This is a genomic window from bacterium (assembly GCA_023228325.1).
Classification (GTDB): Bacteria; Auribacterota; UBA6266; order UBA6266; family UBA6266; genus UBA6266.
This window is the reverse complement of record JALOBK010000001.1, coordinates 1,395,793-1,412,384: the sequence shown is the minus strand read 5'-3', so window position 1 is coordinate 1,412,384 and position 16,592 is coordinate 1,395,793. Positions and strand designations below refer to the sequence as shown.

Sequence of the window (16,592 nt, the reverse complement as noted above, 5' to 3'; positions counted from 1 at the left end):
CCCTGCCCGCCGGCAGGCGAAACAATATCAAAATAATAATTTTATAGTCTTCCGTTTTTCATTAAAGCCCCTTTTCTGGGAACCGATTTCCACCTTCTATGCATCCAAAAATATTGCTCGGGAAATTTTTTGACCTCGCGCTCTACTATATGCGCATATCTTTGTGTAATCTCGAATATCTTTTCATCAAATGTGCCTTTGAAATCAGAAGATTCAATTTTATTTTGCACATATAAACGAAAACGGCTCTTGTTTGTCCTTAATCCGAAAACAGGGAAAAGCGCCGTGTCGGTTTTTACAGCAAGAACAGCGGGGGTTGCGACCGTAGAAGCTTTTTCCCCGAAGAAATCCACAAATATACCTCTTCCCCCGGCGCGCTGGTCGGCAAGTATGCCGACTATTTCATTTTTCCGCAATATATCGCCGATACTTGATACGGCCCCCATTTTATCAATGACTTTCTGAGGAAACCTTTCTCTTATCTCTTTTATCAGGTTATTGATAAACCTGTTCTTCAGCGGCCTTGCAATCACGTTGATATTCACATTTTCGACAATACACATGGAGCCCAGGACTTCCCATACGCCGAGATGCGCCAGCAGTATTATCGCGCCCTTTCCGCTTTTTTTCATATATTCGACTACCGATTTGTAGCCGCTCATCTCCGACCTTTTTAAAAACCACAACGGCCCTTTAACAAACGCTTTGCCGTAATCGACAATTATCATCCCAAAATGCATAAATGAACGGCGCGCAATCCTTTTAACCTCCCCTGTTTTCATTCCGGGGAAAGCCGTCCTTATGTTTTTAAATACAACCTTCCTGTGCTTTGAGTCCAGAATATAACCGGCAAGACCCAGAAACCCGCCTATCTGATAAGATATTCCCTCCGGCAAGACCCCCAGAATGAATAAACCGGCTTTAGCTAAAACATATGCGAGATACGCAATCATGAAAATCTTTGGCCCCTTCCATAATCTCAATTTTCACCCTTAAAAAATATATGGGGATATCCACTCCCGAGACATAGGGAAATCTTACGGAATCTTTTTCAGTTGTAACTATAGCTTCGGTATTTTTGTTTATCGCGTCATTAATCACATCTATTATTTCCTGCTGGGTAAACCGGTGATGGTCCATAAACCTGTGAGAGGAAACAATTTGGGCGCCGATATCCTCCAGCGCGATTTCAAAACCTTTGGGTTTGGCAATCGCAGACAAGGTAACTATTTTCTTTGAATCGATAAAACTTATATCTCTTTTGTTCCCACTGTAAACCTCTTCAAAATACAAAGGCTTATGGACACAGACAATTATCTCCGCTTTGGGGTTAATCGCCCTTATCTTGCTTTGTAAAATTGAAATATCTTTTCCGCCCGCTTTTGTAATAAATATGATATTCGCCCTTTTAAGATTGCTTACCGTTTCCCTTAACTCCCCTCTCGGAAGCATTTTTTCATTGCCAAAAGGCGAAGTTGCGTCAATCAGAACCACATCGTATCTCCTGTCCAGAGGAAGATACTGAAATCCGTCATCCAGCAAAAGCGTGTCTACGCTGTATTTTTCAATGGCAAAGGCTCCTGATTTCACTCTGTTTTTATCAACAAGGACTATAGCGCTTTTAACATTCTTAGCCAGCATATAGGGCTCATCGCCAGCATGCATGGAATCCAGCAGGATGCTCCTGCCATCCGAAACGATTTTGGGTTCATACTTCATCTTATTCTTAAAAATAAAATCCATAAGCCTGACTATAACGGACTTGCTTGCGCTCCTGTATCCTCTCGAAAGAATCGCCACTTTCCTTCCTTCCGCTTCCAGAGACCTCGCAAACATCTCGACGATAGGTGTTTTTCCGGTTCCTCCGACTGTCAGGTTTCCTATGCTTATGGTCATACAGCCCAGGGTCTTCCTTCTCAATATCCTGTGCTTATATAGAAACAGCCTTATCTGAACTATAAAACTGAAGATCCTTGACAGGAAGCTTAATACGTTCAGGAAACATCTTGCGCTGATGTCATCCCGTTCCCTTGTTATTACGGATATGACATATCTTTCAATCGATTCCCTGATTTTTATCAAAAGCGCTACCATGTTTCCGGCTTCCTAAATATCATGTTCTGCCAAAATGCTCACGAATTCCTTCGGTGTCCCGGCCGACAATAATTTTTCCTTAACCTTCTCTTTGGACAAAATCCTTGTTATTCTTGAAAGCAGCCTCAGGTAATCTTCATTTCTTTCTTTAGAATCGACAAAGAGGAATACAAGGTGTGTCAGATTTCCCCCCGGTTCGTGGAAATCAACAGGCTTTAACAGCCTTGCCGCTCCGCCGAAAATCCCGTCTACGATATCGGTTCTGCAGTGAGTAATGGCAAAACCGCTTTTCGTTGCCGTCGGCGGGCCTTTTTCCTCTCTTAAAATCAGTCCCTTTGCAAGTTCAGCAGGGCTTATAGCGCCGGTTTTGGGCGCCACCACTTTGGATAACTGACGGATAGCATCATCCCTCTTTGATGCTTTCAGATCCAGGATTACCGTGTCTTCCCTTACTATTTCATCTATTCTCATAAATAACCTTAAAGATATCTCCAATAAACATATAATGTACATATCAGCAGAGATTCAATTACAAAAATTACCCCGTATTTAAAAAATTCTTTAAAAAGTATCGGGCTTCCGTTTTTTTTGGCAAGCCCGGCGATTATTATATTGGCGGGAGCCCCTATTATCGTACCATTGCCCCCGAGACACGCTCCTAAGGAAAGAGCCCACCAAAGCGGTTTGGCGTTGGTAAAATGCGCGCTGATGTCTTTGACAACCGGTATCAATGCGACAGCATTGGAAACGCTTCCTATCACCGCCGAAAAGACCGCAGAAACCCATAATATCATCAACGTCGTAAAACAGTGGTTTTTCCCGGTAAATTCAACGGATTTTTTAGCCGCTATGCTCACTGCCCCGACCTGGACAATACCGGAAACAACAATAAAAAGCCCTATCAGGAAAAATATTGTCGGCCATTCTACCGACTTAAAAAAATCTTCGGTTGTTTCCCCGGCGATAATCATAAGCAGAGTCGCGCCGGCAAGCGCGACTGAAGCCGGGCCGAGTCCCAATTTTTCATGAACAAGAAACGCCATCAAGGTTAAACTCATCACAATTAAGCATTTTAACAGCAGTTTTTTATTTCTTATCGCCCTGCTGTCATCCAGGGCCATTATCCTGGCCCTTATTTCGTTGGAAACCCTTAACTTATCGCGCATTAAAAAAATCACGGTGAATACAAACACAACCATAATAATCAAAATGACGGGAGTGAGGTTGAGCAAAAAATCATTAAAGCTGAGATTTGCGGCGCTTCCGATAAGTATGTTGGGCGGATCCCCAATCAGCGTCGCCGTACCCCCTATGTTCGAAGCCATTACCTCAATGATAAGAAGCGGCACGGGATTAATATCCAACTGCTGGCTTATCAGGAACGTAATGGGGGCAATCAGAAGCACCGTGGTGACATTATCCAGGAAAGCGGAGAGCACGGCAGTTACAATTGAGAGCAGCAGTATTATGACCAGCGGTCTTCCTTTTGCGGATTTCGCGACTTTTATCGCCATCCACTCAAATATTCCCGTTTTCGCAAACACTCCGACAATTATCATCATGCTTATCAGGAGCAGCAGCACATTCATATCAATCCATTTAAACGCAATATCCTGAGGCACTATCTTGAAAACCAGCATAAGAGAAGCGCCCACAAGGACTGCTATTGTCTTGTCAACCTTATCGGTCGCCACGGCAAATAACACTGTAAAAAAGATAATCAGGGCAAAAACCATTTTTCCCGTCCGTTATATCTGCAACACTTTTGTGATGATATCTCTTGCGGTAATAGAACCTATCAATTTCCCGTTATTCACGACAAAAACTCTTTCTGTTTTTTTCTTAACAAGCAGAAAAGCCGTTTCGACAATGGAAGTATCGGGAGCGACCGTCTGGGGATTTTTCCTGGCAATATCCCGTATCCTTATTATATCTTCTTTTTTAAAGAATTCTTCAAACGGCTCAAAATCCTTTAAAAAAGAGAGGCTGCTTAAATGGTTCATATATTTCGGCAGTCCGACTTCCACAATATCCGATTCATGCACTTCCCCTATAAGCATATTATTTTCATCCACAACCGGAGCGCACATTATGTTACTTTTGAAAAATATTACCGCGGCTTCTTTAATTGTCATATCCGGATAAAAAAACACCAGAGGGGGTTCCATTATATCGGAATTGGTAAGCGCTTCTTTAACATTAATCCCCGTATTTTCTATAATTTTTATCAGATCTGAAGGTTTTCCGGCTTTCAGAATTTTTTCTTTCACATCTTTTTCTTTTACCAATTTCACTATCGCCGCAAGTGTCTGCAGCATAATTTTATTTTTCGTCTTCCCGGATAGAATAAGGAATATAAGGTTGGCTTTGCACTCTTTTCCCGAATGGTAATTAACTCCTTTAAGGGACCTTCCGATAATAATATAAAAATCTTTAAGGCCGTCTATTCTCGCATGCGGAATGGCAACACCTTCTCCGAGGTAAGTAGGGGCTATTTTTTCTCTCTCTATAACCATATTGACTATATTTTCAACATTATCATCGTATCCGAACTCCTTAAGGGGCAAAACCAGCTCCTTTATGGCAGATTGCTTGTCGCCGGATTCCAAATCGAGATTTACAAGTTTTTCATTGATAAGGCTCGAAAACAGCATACAAAACTCCTTGTTTATATATACTTTTATCCTTTATTGATTTTATCCGCTATTCTTGATGCAGCTCCGCAATTGGCTATAACAAGATTTTTAGCCCTTCTGCCGAATTCTTTAGACATTGCTTTATCCCTGCATAAAGATATAAGTTTCTCTTCAAATTCAATTTCATTGTTTGCAACAATACAGGCATTCGCATTAATAAACTGTATCATAATATCCCGGAAATTCTCCATATGAGGCCCTGTAATTATGGTTTTCCCGGCCGCAGCGGGCTCCAATATATTCTGGCCTCCCCTGCCAAACATGCTTTTCCCCACAAAAACAATGTTTCCCAGATTATATACCTTTTTCAGTTCCCCGATGGTGTCAAGGACTATAATCTCCCTTTTCTCCCTTTCCTCCGAATTAAATTCTTTGATTTTCTTTCTTGTTGAGTAAATAAAACCGCTCTCTTTCACAAGAGAAATAACTTTATTAAACCTTTCAGGATGTCTCGGCGCCAGAATTAATTTGACGGAAACGCATTCTTTTTTCGCTTTTCCAAAAGCTTTTATCAGCATTTCCTCTTCGCGTTCATGAGTGCTGCCCCCGATAATAACTGTATCGCTTATCCGAATCCCGAGATCCGAAGCCATTTCTATTATCTCATCCGCTTCAGGTTCATTCCCCATAGCGCTCTCATATTTCAGGCTTCCCGCGTAAGACACCTTCTGGGGAGCGGCGCCCAGCCGGATTATCCTCTCAGCATCGGATTCTGTCTGCATTATAAAGGCGGATATATGCTTAAAAACGATTTTGAGAACCGGGGCTGCTTTCTTATACCATCTGTATGAATGATCGGAAACCCTCCCGTTAACAAGGAAAACAGGAACTTTGCTGACTCCAAGCGTTTTTATCATATTCGGCCACAGTTCAGTTTCAAGCATAATAAATAATTCGGGATTAACAGCCTTCACCGCCCTTTTGACGGCCCATGGGAAATCAACCGGATAGTATATTACGACATCTTTACTGCCGGCGTATTTTCGCGCAACCTGATTACCCGTATTCGTTGTTGTGCTGATAACAAAATTGCTTCCGGGGCACCTTGATTTCAAAAGAGCTATAAGTGGTTGTGCGGCAATGACTTCTCCAACAGATACGCTGTGAACCCAGATGGTCTTCCCTGCCCGCAGTTTTTGTTTTATCTCTCCCGGATAAATACCGAACCGCTGGAACAGGCCTGCCCTGTATTTGTTCAGGTATAACATCCTGAACAGGAAGACAGGAAGCATAAACAGAAAACCTATATGAAAAACTATATTATAAATTGCAATCATATATATATATATATTTAACTAACTGTATTTAAGTGGTGAATTTTACCAGATTTGCGTTATATATTCCAGACTAATTTAGCAGTTCAATCGTAACAGTTTTTCAGTTTAACATCCAGGTCCGACAGGTATCTCTGAATGTCGGCATCCCTGATAAACTGTCCGTTATGAATCATTTTGAGTATGGTATGTAAAACATCTGCGTGAGATGCGCATTGAAAAACATTTAAAAACGGCAAAATGTTCTTCCGTCCGAAAATCTTATTTGACAGAAAAGATTTAATTCCTGGATTAAGAAAATATTTATAGGAATTATATAGGTTAATCACTTCCTGCTCCCAAACAGCCGTTAATCTCGGCAAATCATTAAAATCTCCGCTTACACACCTGATATAATTGATAAAATCAGCCTGTTTTGTTATAAATCCAAGCCCTTTTTCGCTGTCTAATTTTACCGCTTTAATATCTATGGATTTTAAACTATTTTTGGCAAAACCCACTTTCAGGACATACCCCATATCAAAAGGAAGATTACCCTGTACTTTATAATCAAATATAAAATTGCCTAAACAGTAAAAAATAAACCCTTTCCCATAACGCTCTATGCCCTGAGGAACATGAGGATGGCATCCGACAACTAAATCAGCCCCGGCGTCAATCATGCTTCTGTAGATTCTCTGTATTCTCGGAGAAGGAACCAACTGGTATTCACTCCCGGCATGAGCAAAAACGATTACAAAATCCGATCTCTGAGAAATTTGTCCAATACTAATATAGTTATCCGGCATTTCAAGAGGGGCAGCGCCTGCTTTATCGTACTCCGCGCGCGCAAATTCCGCCTCGGCAAACCCCAAAAGGGCGACTTTTATCCCGTTCCCTTCAAAAAAATATGCCTGTGCAGCTTCGTTTTTATCCCTGCCGGCCCCAAAACAACCTATTTTATTTTGATTAAGTTCTTTTATGGTTTGATTCAAACCATCCCATCCAAAATCCATTATATGGTTGTTGGACAAATTGACCGCATCGATTCCCATGTTTTTAAGAAAAAGCCCCAGCCCTTGTTCGGATCTCAGACTGGGTCCGGTTTTTTTTATCGGCATTCCTTTACCGCATATCGGATTTTCAAGGTTTACAATCGTATAGTCGCTCTCTTTAAAATAACTCGTTATTGCCTTATCAACATTACTGAGGCAACCCCGGCCTGATATTAATTTTTGAGACTCCGCCGTAATACTCAGATCGCCGGCAATTGCCAGCGATAATAATTCTCTTTCATTATTTTCGCCAAACCAGAAATTACCCATTCTATAACCCGCTATTTATCAATTGTTAAACTTTTTATATACCCAGGGTCTCCATTCTCTTTCACAAAAAATCCCATATGAGGAGCGCTATCGCACAACCCGAATCCGGCGCCGAATAAAACAGGCGGAAACTCATGGAATACCGATTCCCATAAATTTTTATCTAAAATAGACTCTAAAACTTTCAGATAAGCGACATCGTGGGAAACATAGACTCCGCCGGGCGTTATCCTAGGCCAAATCGAAGCAATGCACACTTTGGCGGAAGAAGCTATATCGACATCCACAAACGACAGGGCGATTTTTTCGGGAAGGTTTATCCCGTTCAGCGTATCGCTGAAAAATCCCTTTTTAAAAATACAGGTTTTGATACTGCCGTACTTTGATATATTTGATTTAACTTCTTCGATATCGCCGCTATATCTTCCTTTTTTCCATGGTGTAACCCATTTGGCGCTTCTTCTCGCGTGAAAATCGGTTATATTCGTTTCATCGGCCTCCGGCAGGCCTTCAAAACTGTCAAAAATATAAAGTCTCCTGCCGGTAAGCCCCGCAAGGACTGAAAGTTTGGCCGCGCTCGCCCCGGCATAAGTGCCGCATTCCACCATCTCCCCGTCCGCTTTCACTGAAAGGACGAATTCGGCAAGGAATAATCCGTCAACAGGTGTTGTAGCCGAGCGGATATTTTTATCTATTATCTCAAATTTTTTCGCTATGTCTTTCCTGATGTTTGTATCCCGCGCAGATATTCCGTTCTCCAGAAATCTCTGTTTCAGGTAAATATAACCGTCTTTCTCCGGTTTACCGCGTATTAGCCTGCGTAAAATATTTTTCATCTCTCCGATTCCATCAATTCGCGATATAAATCTATATATGTGAGAGCGAATTTTTCCCAGTTTCTGTTTTCCCTGACCCAGTCGCACCCTTTTTTACCCAGTTTATCCATTTCGCCGGGATTTTCCAGCGCGTACTTCAGTTTTTCGGCCAGGTCGCTTATAAAACCGGCATTGAAAAACAGGGCGTTCTCGCCTATGGCATCGACATTCTCGGGGATATTGCTGCAGACGATACCCCTGCCGAGCGCCGCCGCTTCAAGCAGCATCATAGACATAGCCTCATAAGTCGAAGGAAATACGAAAAACCGGCAATGCCTTATAATATCAAATAGCGTCCTGCGGTCCTCGATTGCATCGATAAAAACCGTATTATCCCTCTTTAACTGCATCAGGTATTTCCTGTAATACCTGTCCTTAATGTTGCCGATTATTACAACAGGCACGTCCGTCTCAAAACTTTTACCGGCTTTAAGCAGGATATCACAACCCTTGCTCGGAATTATCCTGCCGGCGCAAAAAAGAATGTACCTTCCGGGCTCTAAACCGTATTCCCTGCATTTTCTCCCGTCCAGCAAATGTTTGATGCGGTCCATGCTTTCAAAATCTATTCTATTAGGCACAAACAGGACTTTCTTCCTGTATTTCTCCCTGTAATATTCACTGAGTTTCCTTGAAACACATGTGCAGATATTGGAATACTTAATAAAAGGCCTCTCCACGACCCTGAAGAATGCTTTAGCAAGAAAGTTCCACTTGTCACGATTATATTCCGCGCCGTGAGATGTGCTCAATACCCTGAACCTTAACCTGAGTAAGGGGACAATGTAGCCGTAATCCGCGCAATGCAAATGGATAAGGCCGAAATCACCGAAAAAGAGAGCATGCAGCGCGGAAAAAAGACCGTATGAAAAAGCGCTGAGATGTTTCCCTTTCATATCCCAGACAGGGATAATTTCAAGGTTTTCCCTTTTATAATCCGGGTTACAGCAGCTTCTCTTTCCGTAAACCGTAATTTTAAAACCGCTGTTTAAAGAACTCCGGATAATTTCATCTGCGACAAAATCTACTCCTGCCTTCGGAGGATAGCCCTTTATCCCTATAACGGCAATATGTTTTCCCTCTTTATTATTTCTCACCGAAAACACATCCCCCTTTTAAAAGGCTTATTTTATTTTTTATTATCCAAATGACGGGAACCCACGGTCTGGTTCTCATGGCGGGCCGCGCGCTGCCGACCATCCAGCATTTTTTATTACATCGCAAAACCTTTTCGCGCATCTCATTTGCCCTTTCGCCAGACCAAATCTGTTCAAACGATTCCTTCATAATATTGCCGAGAATCCACGGCTCATCGCTTCCGTTGCATGCCAATATGTTCCCATAGGGGTCAAGAAAGAAAAAATCCTTCGCGGCGCCGCACATTATAGGCCTGTCTTCCTTTTTAATGTATTTTATAATACCATAATTGATAAAAGCTCTGCCCCAATCCTTTATCCTCAAACTTATATTTTTTCTTTTTGACTTAAGAAGTTGTTCTACAAACTTTCGCACTTCAATAACGGTGCCTTCGACATCTTCGATCTTATTATCGAATTTATTGAAATAAAAAGAGTTGTGCATGACGGAACTGCTTAAATCCAAATCCATTTCCACTGCCATGCGGTATAATTTCAACAGGTCATCTTTATTCCTGTCGGAAATAACAATGCTTAATCCTATATCCTTTACACCGGCTGATTTTAATTTTTCAACACTTTCCATGGCTTTTTTAAACCCATCCTTCAGACCCCTTAGCCTGTCATTCAATTCCCTCATTCCTTCAAGGCTTATCCTGAAAGCCGTATCGGGAAATTTTCGGCCCGTTTCCACTAACTTTTCCGTTAGATATCCGTTCGTGCTGATGTCGATTTTACGCGATTTAGACCTTAGCGCTTCGACAATATCAGGGAGGTCATCTCTCAAAGACGGCTCGCCACCGCTGATATTAATCCGTTTAAAACAGGAAGGAAGTTTTTTCAGGTCTGACGGCCCGATTTCTTTTCCCTCCCCTGCGCGTTTCTGCCAAATGCCGCACATCACACACTTCGCATTACACCTGTATGTGGAAATAAAACATGCTTCTTCCGGATATTTAATGTTTTTTCTCATGTTTGCTCAGCGCTTTCCCGTATATTTCTATAAGCTTAGTATAATAAACAGCAGGACTATAATTATTTTTCGCTGATAATCCTGCTTTATGCCCCATTTCAGCAAATTTTTCAGGATTTTCCAGCGCGTACTGGATTTTTTCACCCAGGCTAACGGCATCCCGGGGCTTAAAAAGCAAACCCGTCTGATTGTCTTTCACCATTTCCGGTATTCCCCCTATTTTTGACGCTATCACAGGTTTCCCAAGCGCAAAAGCTTCCAAAACAGACCTGGGATTATTTTCATAACATTCGGAAGGGACTATAACGGCAAAAGCTTCTTTAATTTTTGCTTTGAGACTTTCTCCTTTCAAAAACCCGTGTACCCGGACATTTTCAAGCATATTATTTTTTACAAATAAGTCTATATCTCCCTTTATAGGCCCGTCACCTATTATATCAAGCTCCACTTTAATATTTTTCGCCGCTTTTAAAAGCGTAAGAATCCCTTTCTCCGGAGATAATCTCCCGAAATAAACCATTTTCCGGCTTTTGGCGGAATCCACCGGCGCGTATTCTTCCGCGTCTATAAAATTAGGCAGGTGCTCAATCCCGGGTTTAAACCCCATCTCGGACATTTTCTCCTTTAAAAAGATGCTGGGGGATATAAACATGTCAACAGCATCATAAATATGCATTATTTTATGGTGCAAATACATCTCAGCGGCATTTAAAACGCTTTTAGCGTAGGAACCTTTTGTGCATTTTCTTAAGACGCACCAGTAAAAGCGCCCGTTTTTACATTTTTCACACAGCCTGTTACCGGACAGCATCAAATAAGTCGGGCAAACCATCTGCATATCCCTGAGCGTCATCACAACAGGAATGTTCTTCTTCTTTATCACATGTAATATGGAAGGCGAAACATAATGGGATATATTATTGATATGGACAACATCGGGTTGGCATTCGTCCAGCATAAAAGCGATTTTCTCTTTTGCCTCCCTTGAGTACAGGATATTCGCCGCCGCCTTAAATTTTGAGGAAATACCTGATTTCGCGTTCAGGTCCGAATTATCAACAAACCACTCGGCATGCTCAAACGCCCGATTCAGAGGATGCTTCATTCCCCAGAAATACACCTTATGGCCTTTTTCCTCGAGAAGCCGGCCTGCCTCGAGAGTGCTGATGGCATCTCCGCCTCGGGGGTATAAAAATTTATTTATTAAAAGTATTCTCGTTATCATCAATTATTAGTGTTTTTCTGTTATTCAAATAAACCGCGGCAAAAATCCAGAATAATGAACTCGAATGGTATGCAAGATTCACGCTGTGCGCCATACCCGTGACAACATACGCGACAAAAATGCTGATAAACATGGTTAAGATACTTTTATCAATACCGTCAATATCCGAATACAGTTTCCAGCGGTGGAAAACAACTGTCAAGATAACGGCAAAAGGAATCAACCCGATTATACCGAGTTCGGCAAGCAGAGATGTAAATACATTATGAGTGGGGCCTTTTACCATCCAGAAATGCCTGAAACGGAAATTATCGTACCCGATGCCGCACAACCAGTTATCCTTGATCTGATTCAATGCGTCGTGAAAGACCTCAATCCTGGCATTAATCGTATCGCCGTCAAACAATCTTTCGGAGGCTGTCCGCGGCAGGTCAAAAAACTGGAACCCGATGGCAAAACATATGAAAAAAGTAAAAATATAATAAAATGACTTAATCCTGTTCTTCTCGTTGAAAAAAACGTTCATTATATAAACGCTCAACAATGACAGCCATGCGCTTCTCGATAAGGTTATTGCCACACCGGAACTTAAAATTACTATTGTCAGTATCCACCACTTCTTCAGTCTTGCAGCGCAGGTATTATAAAAATAAAGAGCCATAGCCGCCGCCATCGACAGGAAAAGGCCGGCTTCATTGGGACCTAGAAAACTTCCCCCGGGCTGATATCCGCTGGAATCCTTATACATATAACTGAAATATTTATACCTTTCCTGCGGCGGGAAGAAGATGTTTATCTCTGTTATCATCTCAAAAACAAGGTAAAGCGCCATAGGCAGGGAAAAGAAGACTATGTTTTTCATCCACAAAATGAACCCTTTCTTATCCAGGGGGCAATATTTTACAAATAAAAAATAAAGCAGCGGGAAGCCAAAAAGATAAAAACTTCTTTTTCCTTCGGGTGATATGGATTTGGAAAGCGAAAACAATGTCCATAAAAACAGTATAATAATAAGCCCGTCAATATAGTTCATCTCCGGAGAGGTTTTCTTGGTATAAATATCAATAATATCCCTTATAAAAAAAACAAAGAGAAAAACCAGCGGATAATTCACGGTAAGTATGCCGAACCTTACCCCGAATAAAGAATACGAATTTACCCATGTCGGCACCCAGATAAGCGCGATAAAAAAAATAACATAGGAATATTCCGAGTCGAAATAAAACAGAAAAATTGCGGCCAAACCGATTAAAACCAGCAGAATGAAGATATGATAGTCAACCGCAATCAAAATACCCAGCAACACGGATATCAAAGCAATAACGCCGTAAAAATAGACTTTACTTACCAGCGTTTCACTGATATTAAACTGTTTCATCAGTTCATTTTTCAAAAATCACCTTCTCGTACCGGGATGTTCCTTTTTTAATATCATACTCGCCTGCCGCCACGACAGCGCCGCCTGCGAATTCCTTCAATAAAACACTGTTTTCCAATAACCTTATAATGGATGCCGCCAATAATTTATCATCATGCCCGGAAACAATAAAACCGTTTATTTCGTCTTTTATAAGTCCTCTGCATATGTTCCCGCAATCAACACATATTACGGGAGTCCCGCACGCAAAAGCCTCGAGTATGACATTAGGGAACCCTTCCCACAGTGAAGTCACCACAAAAACATCGCTCTTTGAAATATACTTAAAAGGATTTTTTTGAAACCCCGCAAAAACAACATCATCTTCAACGCAAAGCGTTTTTGCCTGTTCCTTAAGTTCGCCAAGAAGAGGCCCCTCGCCCAGAATAATAAGTTTTGCGTCTATGCTATCCAAAACAAGCTTAAATGCATCCAGAAGCAAACTATAGTTCTTCTGCCTCGTTAGTGAACCCGCCGTAACAATTACCGGCAAGCTCCTATTAAATATATCTGTTTCGGTTACTTCCTCTTTGGATAAAACAGCGATATCCCTGCAATCAACCATATTGTGGATAACTGTTATTTTACCTTTATCTATCCCGTAGCCCATAAGTTCCCCGGATATGTCTTCGGAAACAGTTACTATCCCATCCGCATACCTGTACAGCAACCTTACCAGAAATCTCTTTGTTCTCTGATATCCGGCGCTATAAACGGCTTTAACAGAGTTTCTCTCGGAGAGTATCAGCCTGCTTTTTGAAAACGAAAGAAAGCGGGCCAGTATCGCCGATATGTTGACATCCGTCAGAAAACTCATAATAGTATCGGGCTTGATATCCCTGAACACCGCCGCAAGTTTGATGATACGAATCGCATAATTATATATTTTCACAAAGAAATTTCCGGAAGGAGATACATTAAGGGAAAAAACCTTCACATCCACCGGAATATCGTATTTAATCTTTTTTTCATATAGCACAAGGAAAAACCTGTATTTAGACCTGTCTAAATACTTCAACAGGTTAGAGACCGTCCTCTCCGCGCCCCCCCCTTCCATATTAGGAATGGTAAATACAATTTTCTTCCTGTCAGGCATTGATTACCTTTCTATACAATCCCAGCATTTTTTCCGCGGCCGTTTCCCATCGATAATCCGATTTAACACAATTTCTATTTGTTTCCCGCATTGTTTTTCTCAAATTTACGTCTGAATATACCCTATTAACACTCGAAACAAAGGTATCCATATCGTTATAAGGTATCATAAAACCGTTTTTTCCTTTTTGCACCTGCAGCGGGAAACCGCCGGCATCAGTGGTAATCACCGGCAAGCCGCAGGCCATTGCTTCAAGCACAGTATTTGAAAAGTTTTCGTAATGTGACAGCAGCACATATGCATCCGCCGCGGAATAGTACTTATAAACTTCATTATAAGGCAAAAATCCCGATAGGAAAACTTTGCCGTCCAGATTCAGTTTTTTTATCAGACGCAGGAGTTTTTTTTCCAATATACCTTCGCCGGATATAATCAGCTTTAAACCGGGTATTTTCAGGTTCGCCTTACAGAAACCTTTTATCAAAAATCCCAGGCCCTTGCCTTTTATCAGCCTCGCGCATGAAAAAAACAGGAAATCGGAATCTTTGATGCCGTATTTAGCGCGAATTTTACTCCTCTCAACATAATCTTGTTTAAAGATATCCGAATCTACGCCCTGAGAAATATTTTCCATATGGATTCCCATTTTTTCCGATTTTATAACCGCGTCTCCGGTACCGAAAACCAGCGCTCTGGGATTGCTGTCTAACCTTTTCAATGCAGGCAAGTGCCATTTTTCCGACGGCGGGCCCGGGAACCTCAACACGACAGGTTTGCCGAGTCGGCTTAATATCATTTCCGCGAGATAAGTCTGGGCTGTAAGCTGTATTACGTCAAAGCAACCGGCGTTGCTCTTAATCCAGGAATAAGCCATCCTGCTAAACAAGAAGGAATCCGCCTGCATAAGCAAAGACGGCACTTTGGGAAACTTATCCTGGAGCATATAACCGAATTTTTTCAAATAAGGCATCCTTATATAAGTTACATCAACGCCACTTATGCCGTTCTTTTTCCCCAGCAGGGGCATGGCTGAAAGGATGCATACTTTATGCCCCATCTTTGAGATAATTTTCGCCGCATTATAAGTAAATGATTCCCCGCCGCCCCAGTAAGTTCCCAGCAACCTGTTTACGAATAAGATATTCATAAGGAATTTTTTCTCACCTTTGAAATGGTAAACCTGTATTTTCCCGTTGCGGTATCGGGAATCTTATCCCTGAATTCAACTTTTAATAAAACTTTGTCCCCGATAACTTTTTTTATCTCATACAATATCTTATTCAAATGTTCATCCGTATAATCTCTGTCTTTAACAATCTCAAGCAGGAAATCATCTTCTTTATTCTGCGTGAACCGGAAATTTTTTATGCCCCGCTTCCCGTAAAAAAGATGCGTGAAATATTCCCCGTGCACGATTCTGCCGTCCTTCAGGTAAAAATTATCCGTAATGCGGCCCAGCACTTTTCTCAGCATAATGGTGTTCCTGCCGCAGCCGCACTTTTCCCCTGAAACCACCCCCATATCCCCTATCCTGTAGCGGATAAACGGCATTCCCATATTATTCAGGTCTGTAATGACAAGCTCTCCGGGTTTTTCATAGACATTTTCCCCGGTCACGGGATCAAGACATTCCAGAATGACATTATCTTCAAAAATATGGAGCCCTTTATGCTCGGAACATTCGCACGCTATGCCGCTTATCTCCCTGCTGCCGTATTTGTCATAGATTTCCCTGCCGAATACTTCCTCCAGCGTATTTCTCATATGGGGCATCAGCGTTTCAGCCGATGTGTTTATGGATATAGAGGGGTATGAAGGCTTCAATCCTCTTTTTTTCAGGAATTTCGCCAGAAGGTAAACGGAAGACGCATAACAGATGATTATATCAGGTTTATGCTTTGTCATATCATAATGATATTTCAGCATATTCTCTTCGGACATATTAAATGAATCGTAGAATCTTGTATTCTGCAGAAAATATACGAGTCTGCCTTTTAGTGTCTCGAATTTATATTTATCCTGCGGGGCCCCCCATAGCCTTGCTATTCTCGCGCCATAGCGCCACCCGCACATTTCAAGAATTACCATCATCGTCGCCCAGATATTATCCGCGTAATTATCATCCTGGTAAAATACTACAGGTTCTCCCGTGGAACCGCCGCTTGCATTTTGGTAAAGCATGCTTTTGGGTTTTGTAAGAAGACTGTCCCCCTGCTGCCTGATGATTTCTTTGGTAAGGAAAGGAAGCTTTTTTAAGTCTTCAAGCACAATGTTATCGGGATTCAAACCGGCTTTCTTCAATACACCGCTGTAATAAGAAGAGTTCAGCGACTGCTTTAACAGTTTTCTGAATTTCCGTTCCCGGAGATTCCTTATTTCATCTTCGGAAAGATATGATAATTTCTCTTTGTCGCGATAAAGCTGCCATTTGCTTCTTCTTGAAGAAAGATATTTTTTTAATCTGCTTTTACATATTATATCTTGCATCTGCTGAATTATCAT

Annotated in this window: 15 protein-coding genes; all 15 read right to left on the bottom strand. The window is 41.6% G+C overall.

The window, feature by feature from the left end:
* Positions 1-41 precede the first annotated feature (41 nt).
* The 15 genes from M0R36_06740 to M0R36_06670 all read right to left on the bottom strand — a co-directional run bounded on the left by M0R36_06740 (position 42) and on the right by M0R36_06670 (position 16,592).
* Positions 42-896 (bottom strand): lysophospholipid acyltransferase family protein, encoded by an 855-nt coding sequence (locus M0R36_06740; GenBank protein MCK9555495.1) that lies wholly within the window; start codon positions 894-896, stop codon positions 42-44.
* Between the two features lie 25 nt (positions 897-921).
* Positions 922-2,094, bottom strand: a complete 1,173-nt coding sequence (gene lpxK, locus M0R36_06735; protein ID MCK9555494.1) for a tetraacyldisaccharide 4'-kinase — start codon at positions 2,092-2,094, stop codon at positions 922-924.
* A 12-nt stretch (positions 2,095-2,106) separates the two neighbouring features.
* Entirely contained in the window at positions 2,107-2,565 is a 459-nt protein-coding gene (locus M0R36_06730) for a PTS sugar transporter subunit IIA (protein ID MCK9555493.1), read from the bottom strand.
* Between the two features lie 8 nt (positions 2,566-2,573).
* Positions 2,574-3,830, bottom strand: a complete 1,257-nt coding sequence (locus M0R36_06725; protein MCK9555492.1) for an ArsB/NhaD family transporter — start codon at positions 3,828-3,830, stop codon at positions 2,574-2,576.
* A 12-nt stretch (positions 3,831-3,842) separates the two neighbouring features.
* On the bottom strand, positions 3,843-4,748 hold the full coding sequence (locus tag M0R36_06720) for a PTS sugar transporter subunit IIA (GenBank protein ID MCK9555491.1): 906 nt from the start codon (positions 4,746-4,748) through the stop codon (positions 3,843-3,845).
* Positions 4,749-4,774: 26 nt separating this feature from the next.
* The gene (locus M0R36_06715; GenBank protein MCK9555490.1) at positions 4,775-6,067 is read right to left on the bottom strand and encodes a 3-deoxy-D-manno-octulosonic acid transferase; all 1,293 of its coding nucleotides are present in this window, start codon (positions 6,065-6,067) and stop codon (positions 4,775-4,777) included.
* Positions 6,068-6,150: 83 nt separating this feature from the next.
* Positions 6,151-7,368 carry a CapA family protein gene (locus tag M0R36_06710; protein ID MCK9555489.1) on the bottom strand — a complete coding sequence of 406 codons (1,218 nt, stop codon included), beginning with the start codon at positions 7,366-7,368 and terminating at the stop codon, positions 6,151-6,153.
* Positions 7,369-7,379: 11 nt separating this feature from the next.
* Positions 7,380-8,204, bottom strand: a complete 825-nt coding sequence (locus M0R36_06705; GenBank protein MCK9555488.1) for a TylF/MycF family methyltransferase — start codon at positions 8,202-8,204, stop codon at positions 7,380-7,382.
* Positions 8,201-9,340: a glycosyltransferase family 4 protein gene (locus M0R36_06700; GenBank protein ID MCK9555487.1), complete on the bottom strand. Its 1,140-nt coding sequence runs from the start codon at positions 9,338-9,340 to the stop codon at positions 8,201-8,203. Before M0R36_06700 ends, M0R36_06705 begins: the two co-directional genes overlap by 4 nt.
* Positions 9,330-10,352: a radical SAM protein gene (locus M0R36_06695; GenBank protein MCK9555486.1), complete on the bottom strand. Its 1,023-nt coding sequence runs from the start codon at positions 10,350-10,352 to the stop codon at positions 9,330-9,332. The genes M0R36_06700 and M0R36_06695 overlap by 11 nt, the downstream gene beginning before the upstream one ends.
* On the bottom strand, positions 10,336-11,577 hold the full coding sequence (locus tag M0R36_06690; protein MCK9555485.1) for a glycosyltransferase family 4 protein: 1,242 nt from the start codon (positions 11,575-11,577) through the stop codon (positions 10,336-10,338). Before M0R36_06690 ends, M0R36_06695 begins: the two co-directional genes overlap by 17 nt.
* A complete protein-coding gene (locus M0R36_06685; protein MCK9555484.1) occupies positions 11,549-12,970 on the bottom strand; it encodes an O-antigen ligase family protein in 1,422 nt (473 codons plus the stop codon). The genes M0R36_06690 and M0R36_06685 overlap by 29 nt, the downstream gene beginning before the upstream one ends.
* Positions 12,960-14,090: a glycosyltransferase gene (locus M0R36_06680; protein MCK9555483.1), complete on the bottom strand. Its 1,131-nt coding sequence runs from the start codon at positions 14,088-14,090 to the stop codon at positions 12,960-12,962. The genes M0R36_06685 and M0R36_06680 overlap by 11 nt, the downstream gene beginning before the upstream one ends.
* Positions 14,083-15,237 (bottom strand): glycosyltransferase family 4 protein, encoded by a 1,155-nt coding sequence (locus M0R36_06675; protein MCK9555482.1) that lies wholly within the window; start codon positions 15,235-15,237, stop codon positions 14,083-14,085. The genes M0R36_06680 and M0R36_06675 overlap by 8 nt, the downstream gene beginning before the upstream one ends.
* Positions 15,234-16,592: a hypothetical protein gene (locus tag M0R36_06670; protein ID MCK9555481.1), complete on the bottom strand. Its 1,359-nt coding sequence runs from the start codon at positions 16,590-16,592 to the stop codon at positions 15,234-15,236. The genes M0R36_06675 and M0R36_06670 overlap by 4 nt, the downstream gene beginning before the upstream one ends.

Excerpts from the sequence above, each read along its gene's own strand:
- lpxK (MCK9555494.1), bottom strand. The coding sequence starts at position 2,094 with ATGGTAGCGCTTTTGATAAAAATCAGGGAATCGATTGAAAGATATGTC.
- M0R36_06730 (MCK9555493.1), bottom strand. The coding sequence starts at position 2,565 with ATGAGAATAGATGAAATAGTAAGGGAAGACACGGTAATCCTGGATCTG.
- M0R36_06725 (MCK9555492.1), bottom strand. The coding sequence starts at position 3,830 with ATGGTTTTTGCCCTGATTATCTTTTTTACAGTGTTATTTGCCGTGGCG.
- M0R36_06720 (MCK9555491.1), bottom strand. The coding sequence starts at position 4,748 with ATGCTGTTTTCGAGCCTTATCAATGAAAAACTTGTAAATCTCGATTTG.
- M0R36_06715 (MCK9555490.1), bottom strand. The coding sequence starts at position 6,067 with ATGATTGCAATTTATAATATAGTTTTTCATATAGGTTTTCTGTTTATG.
- M0R36_06710 (MCK9555489.1), bottom strand. The coding sequence starts at position 7,368 with ATGGGTAATTTCTGGTTTGGCGAAAATAATGAAAGAGAATTATTATCG.
- M0R36_06705 (MCK9555488.1), bottom strand. The coding sequence starts at position 8,204 with ATGAAAAATATTTTACGCAGGCTAATACGCGGTAAACCGGAGAAAGAC.
- M0R36_06695 (MCK9555486.1), bottom strand. The coding sequence starts at position 10,352 with ATGAGAAAAAACATTAAATATCCGGAAGAAGCATGTTTTATTTCCACA.
- M0R36_06690 (MCK9555485.1), bottom strand. The coding sequence starts at position 11,577 with ATGATAACGAGAATACTTTTAATAAATAAATTTTTATACCCCCGAGGC.
- M0R36_06680 (MCK9555483.1), bottom strand. The coding sequence starts at position 14,090 with ATGCCTGACAGGAAGAAAATTGTATTTACCATTCCTAATATGGAAGGG.
- M0R36_06675 (MCK9555482.1), bottom strand. The coding sequence starts at position 15,237 with ATGAATATCTTATTCGTAAACAGGTTGCTGGGAACTTACTGGGGCGGC.
- M0R36_06670 (MCK9555481.1), bottom strand. The coding sequence starts at position 16,592 with ATGATAATTCAGCAGATGCAAGATATAATATGTAAAAGCAGATTAAAA.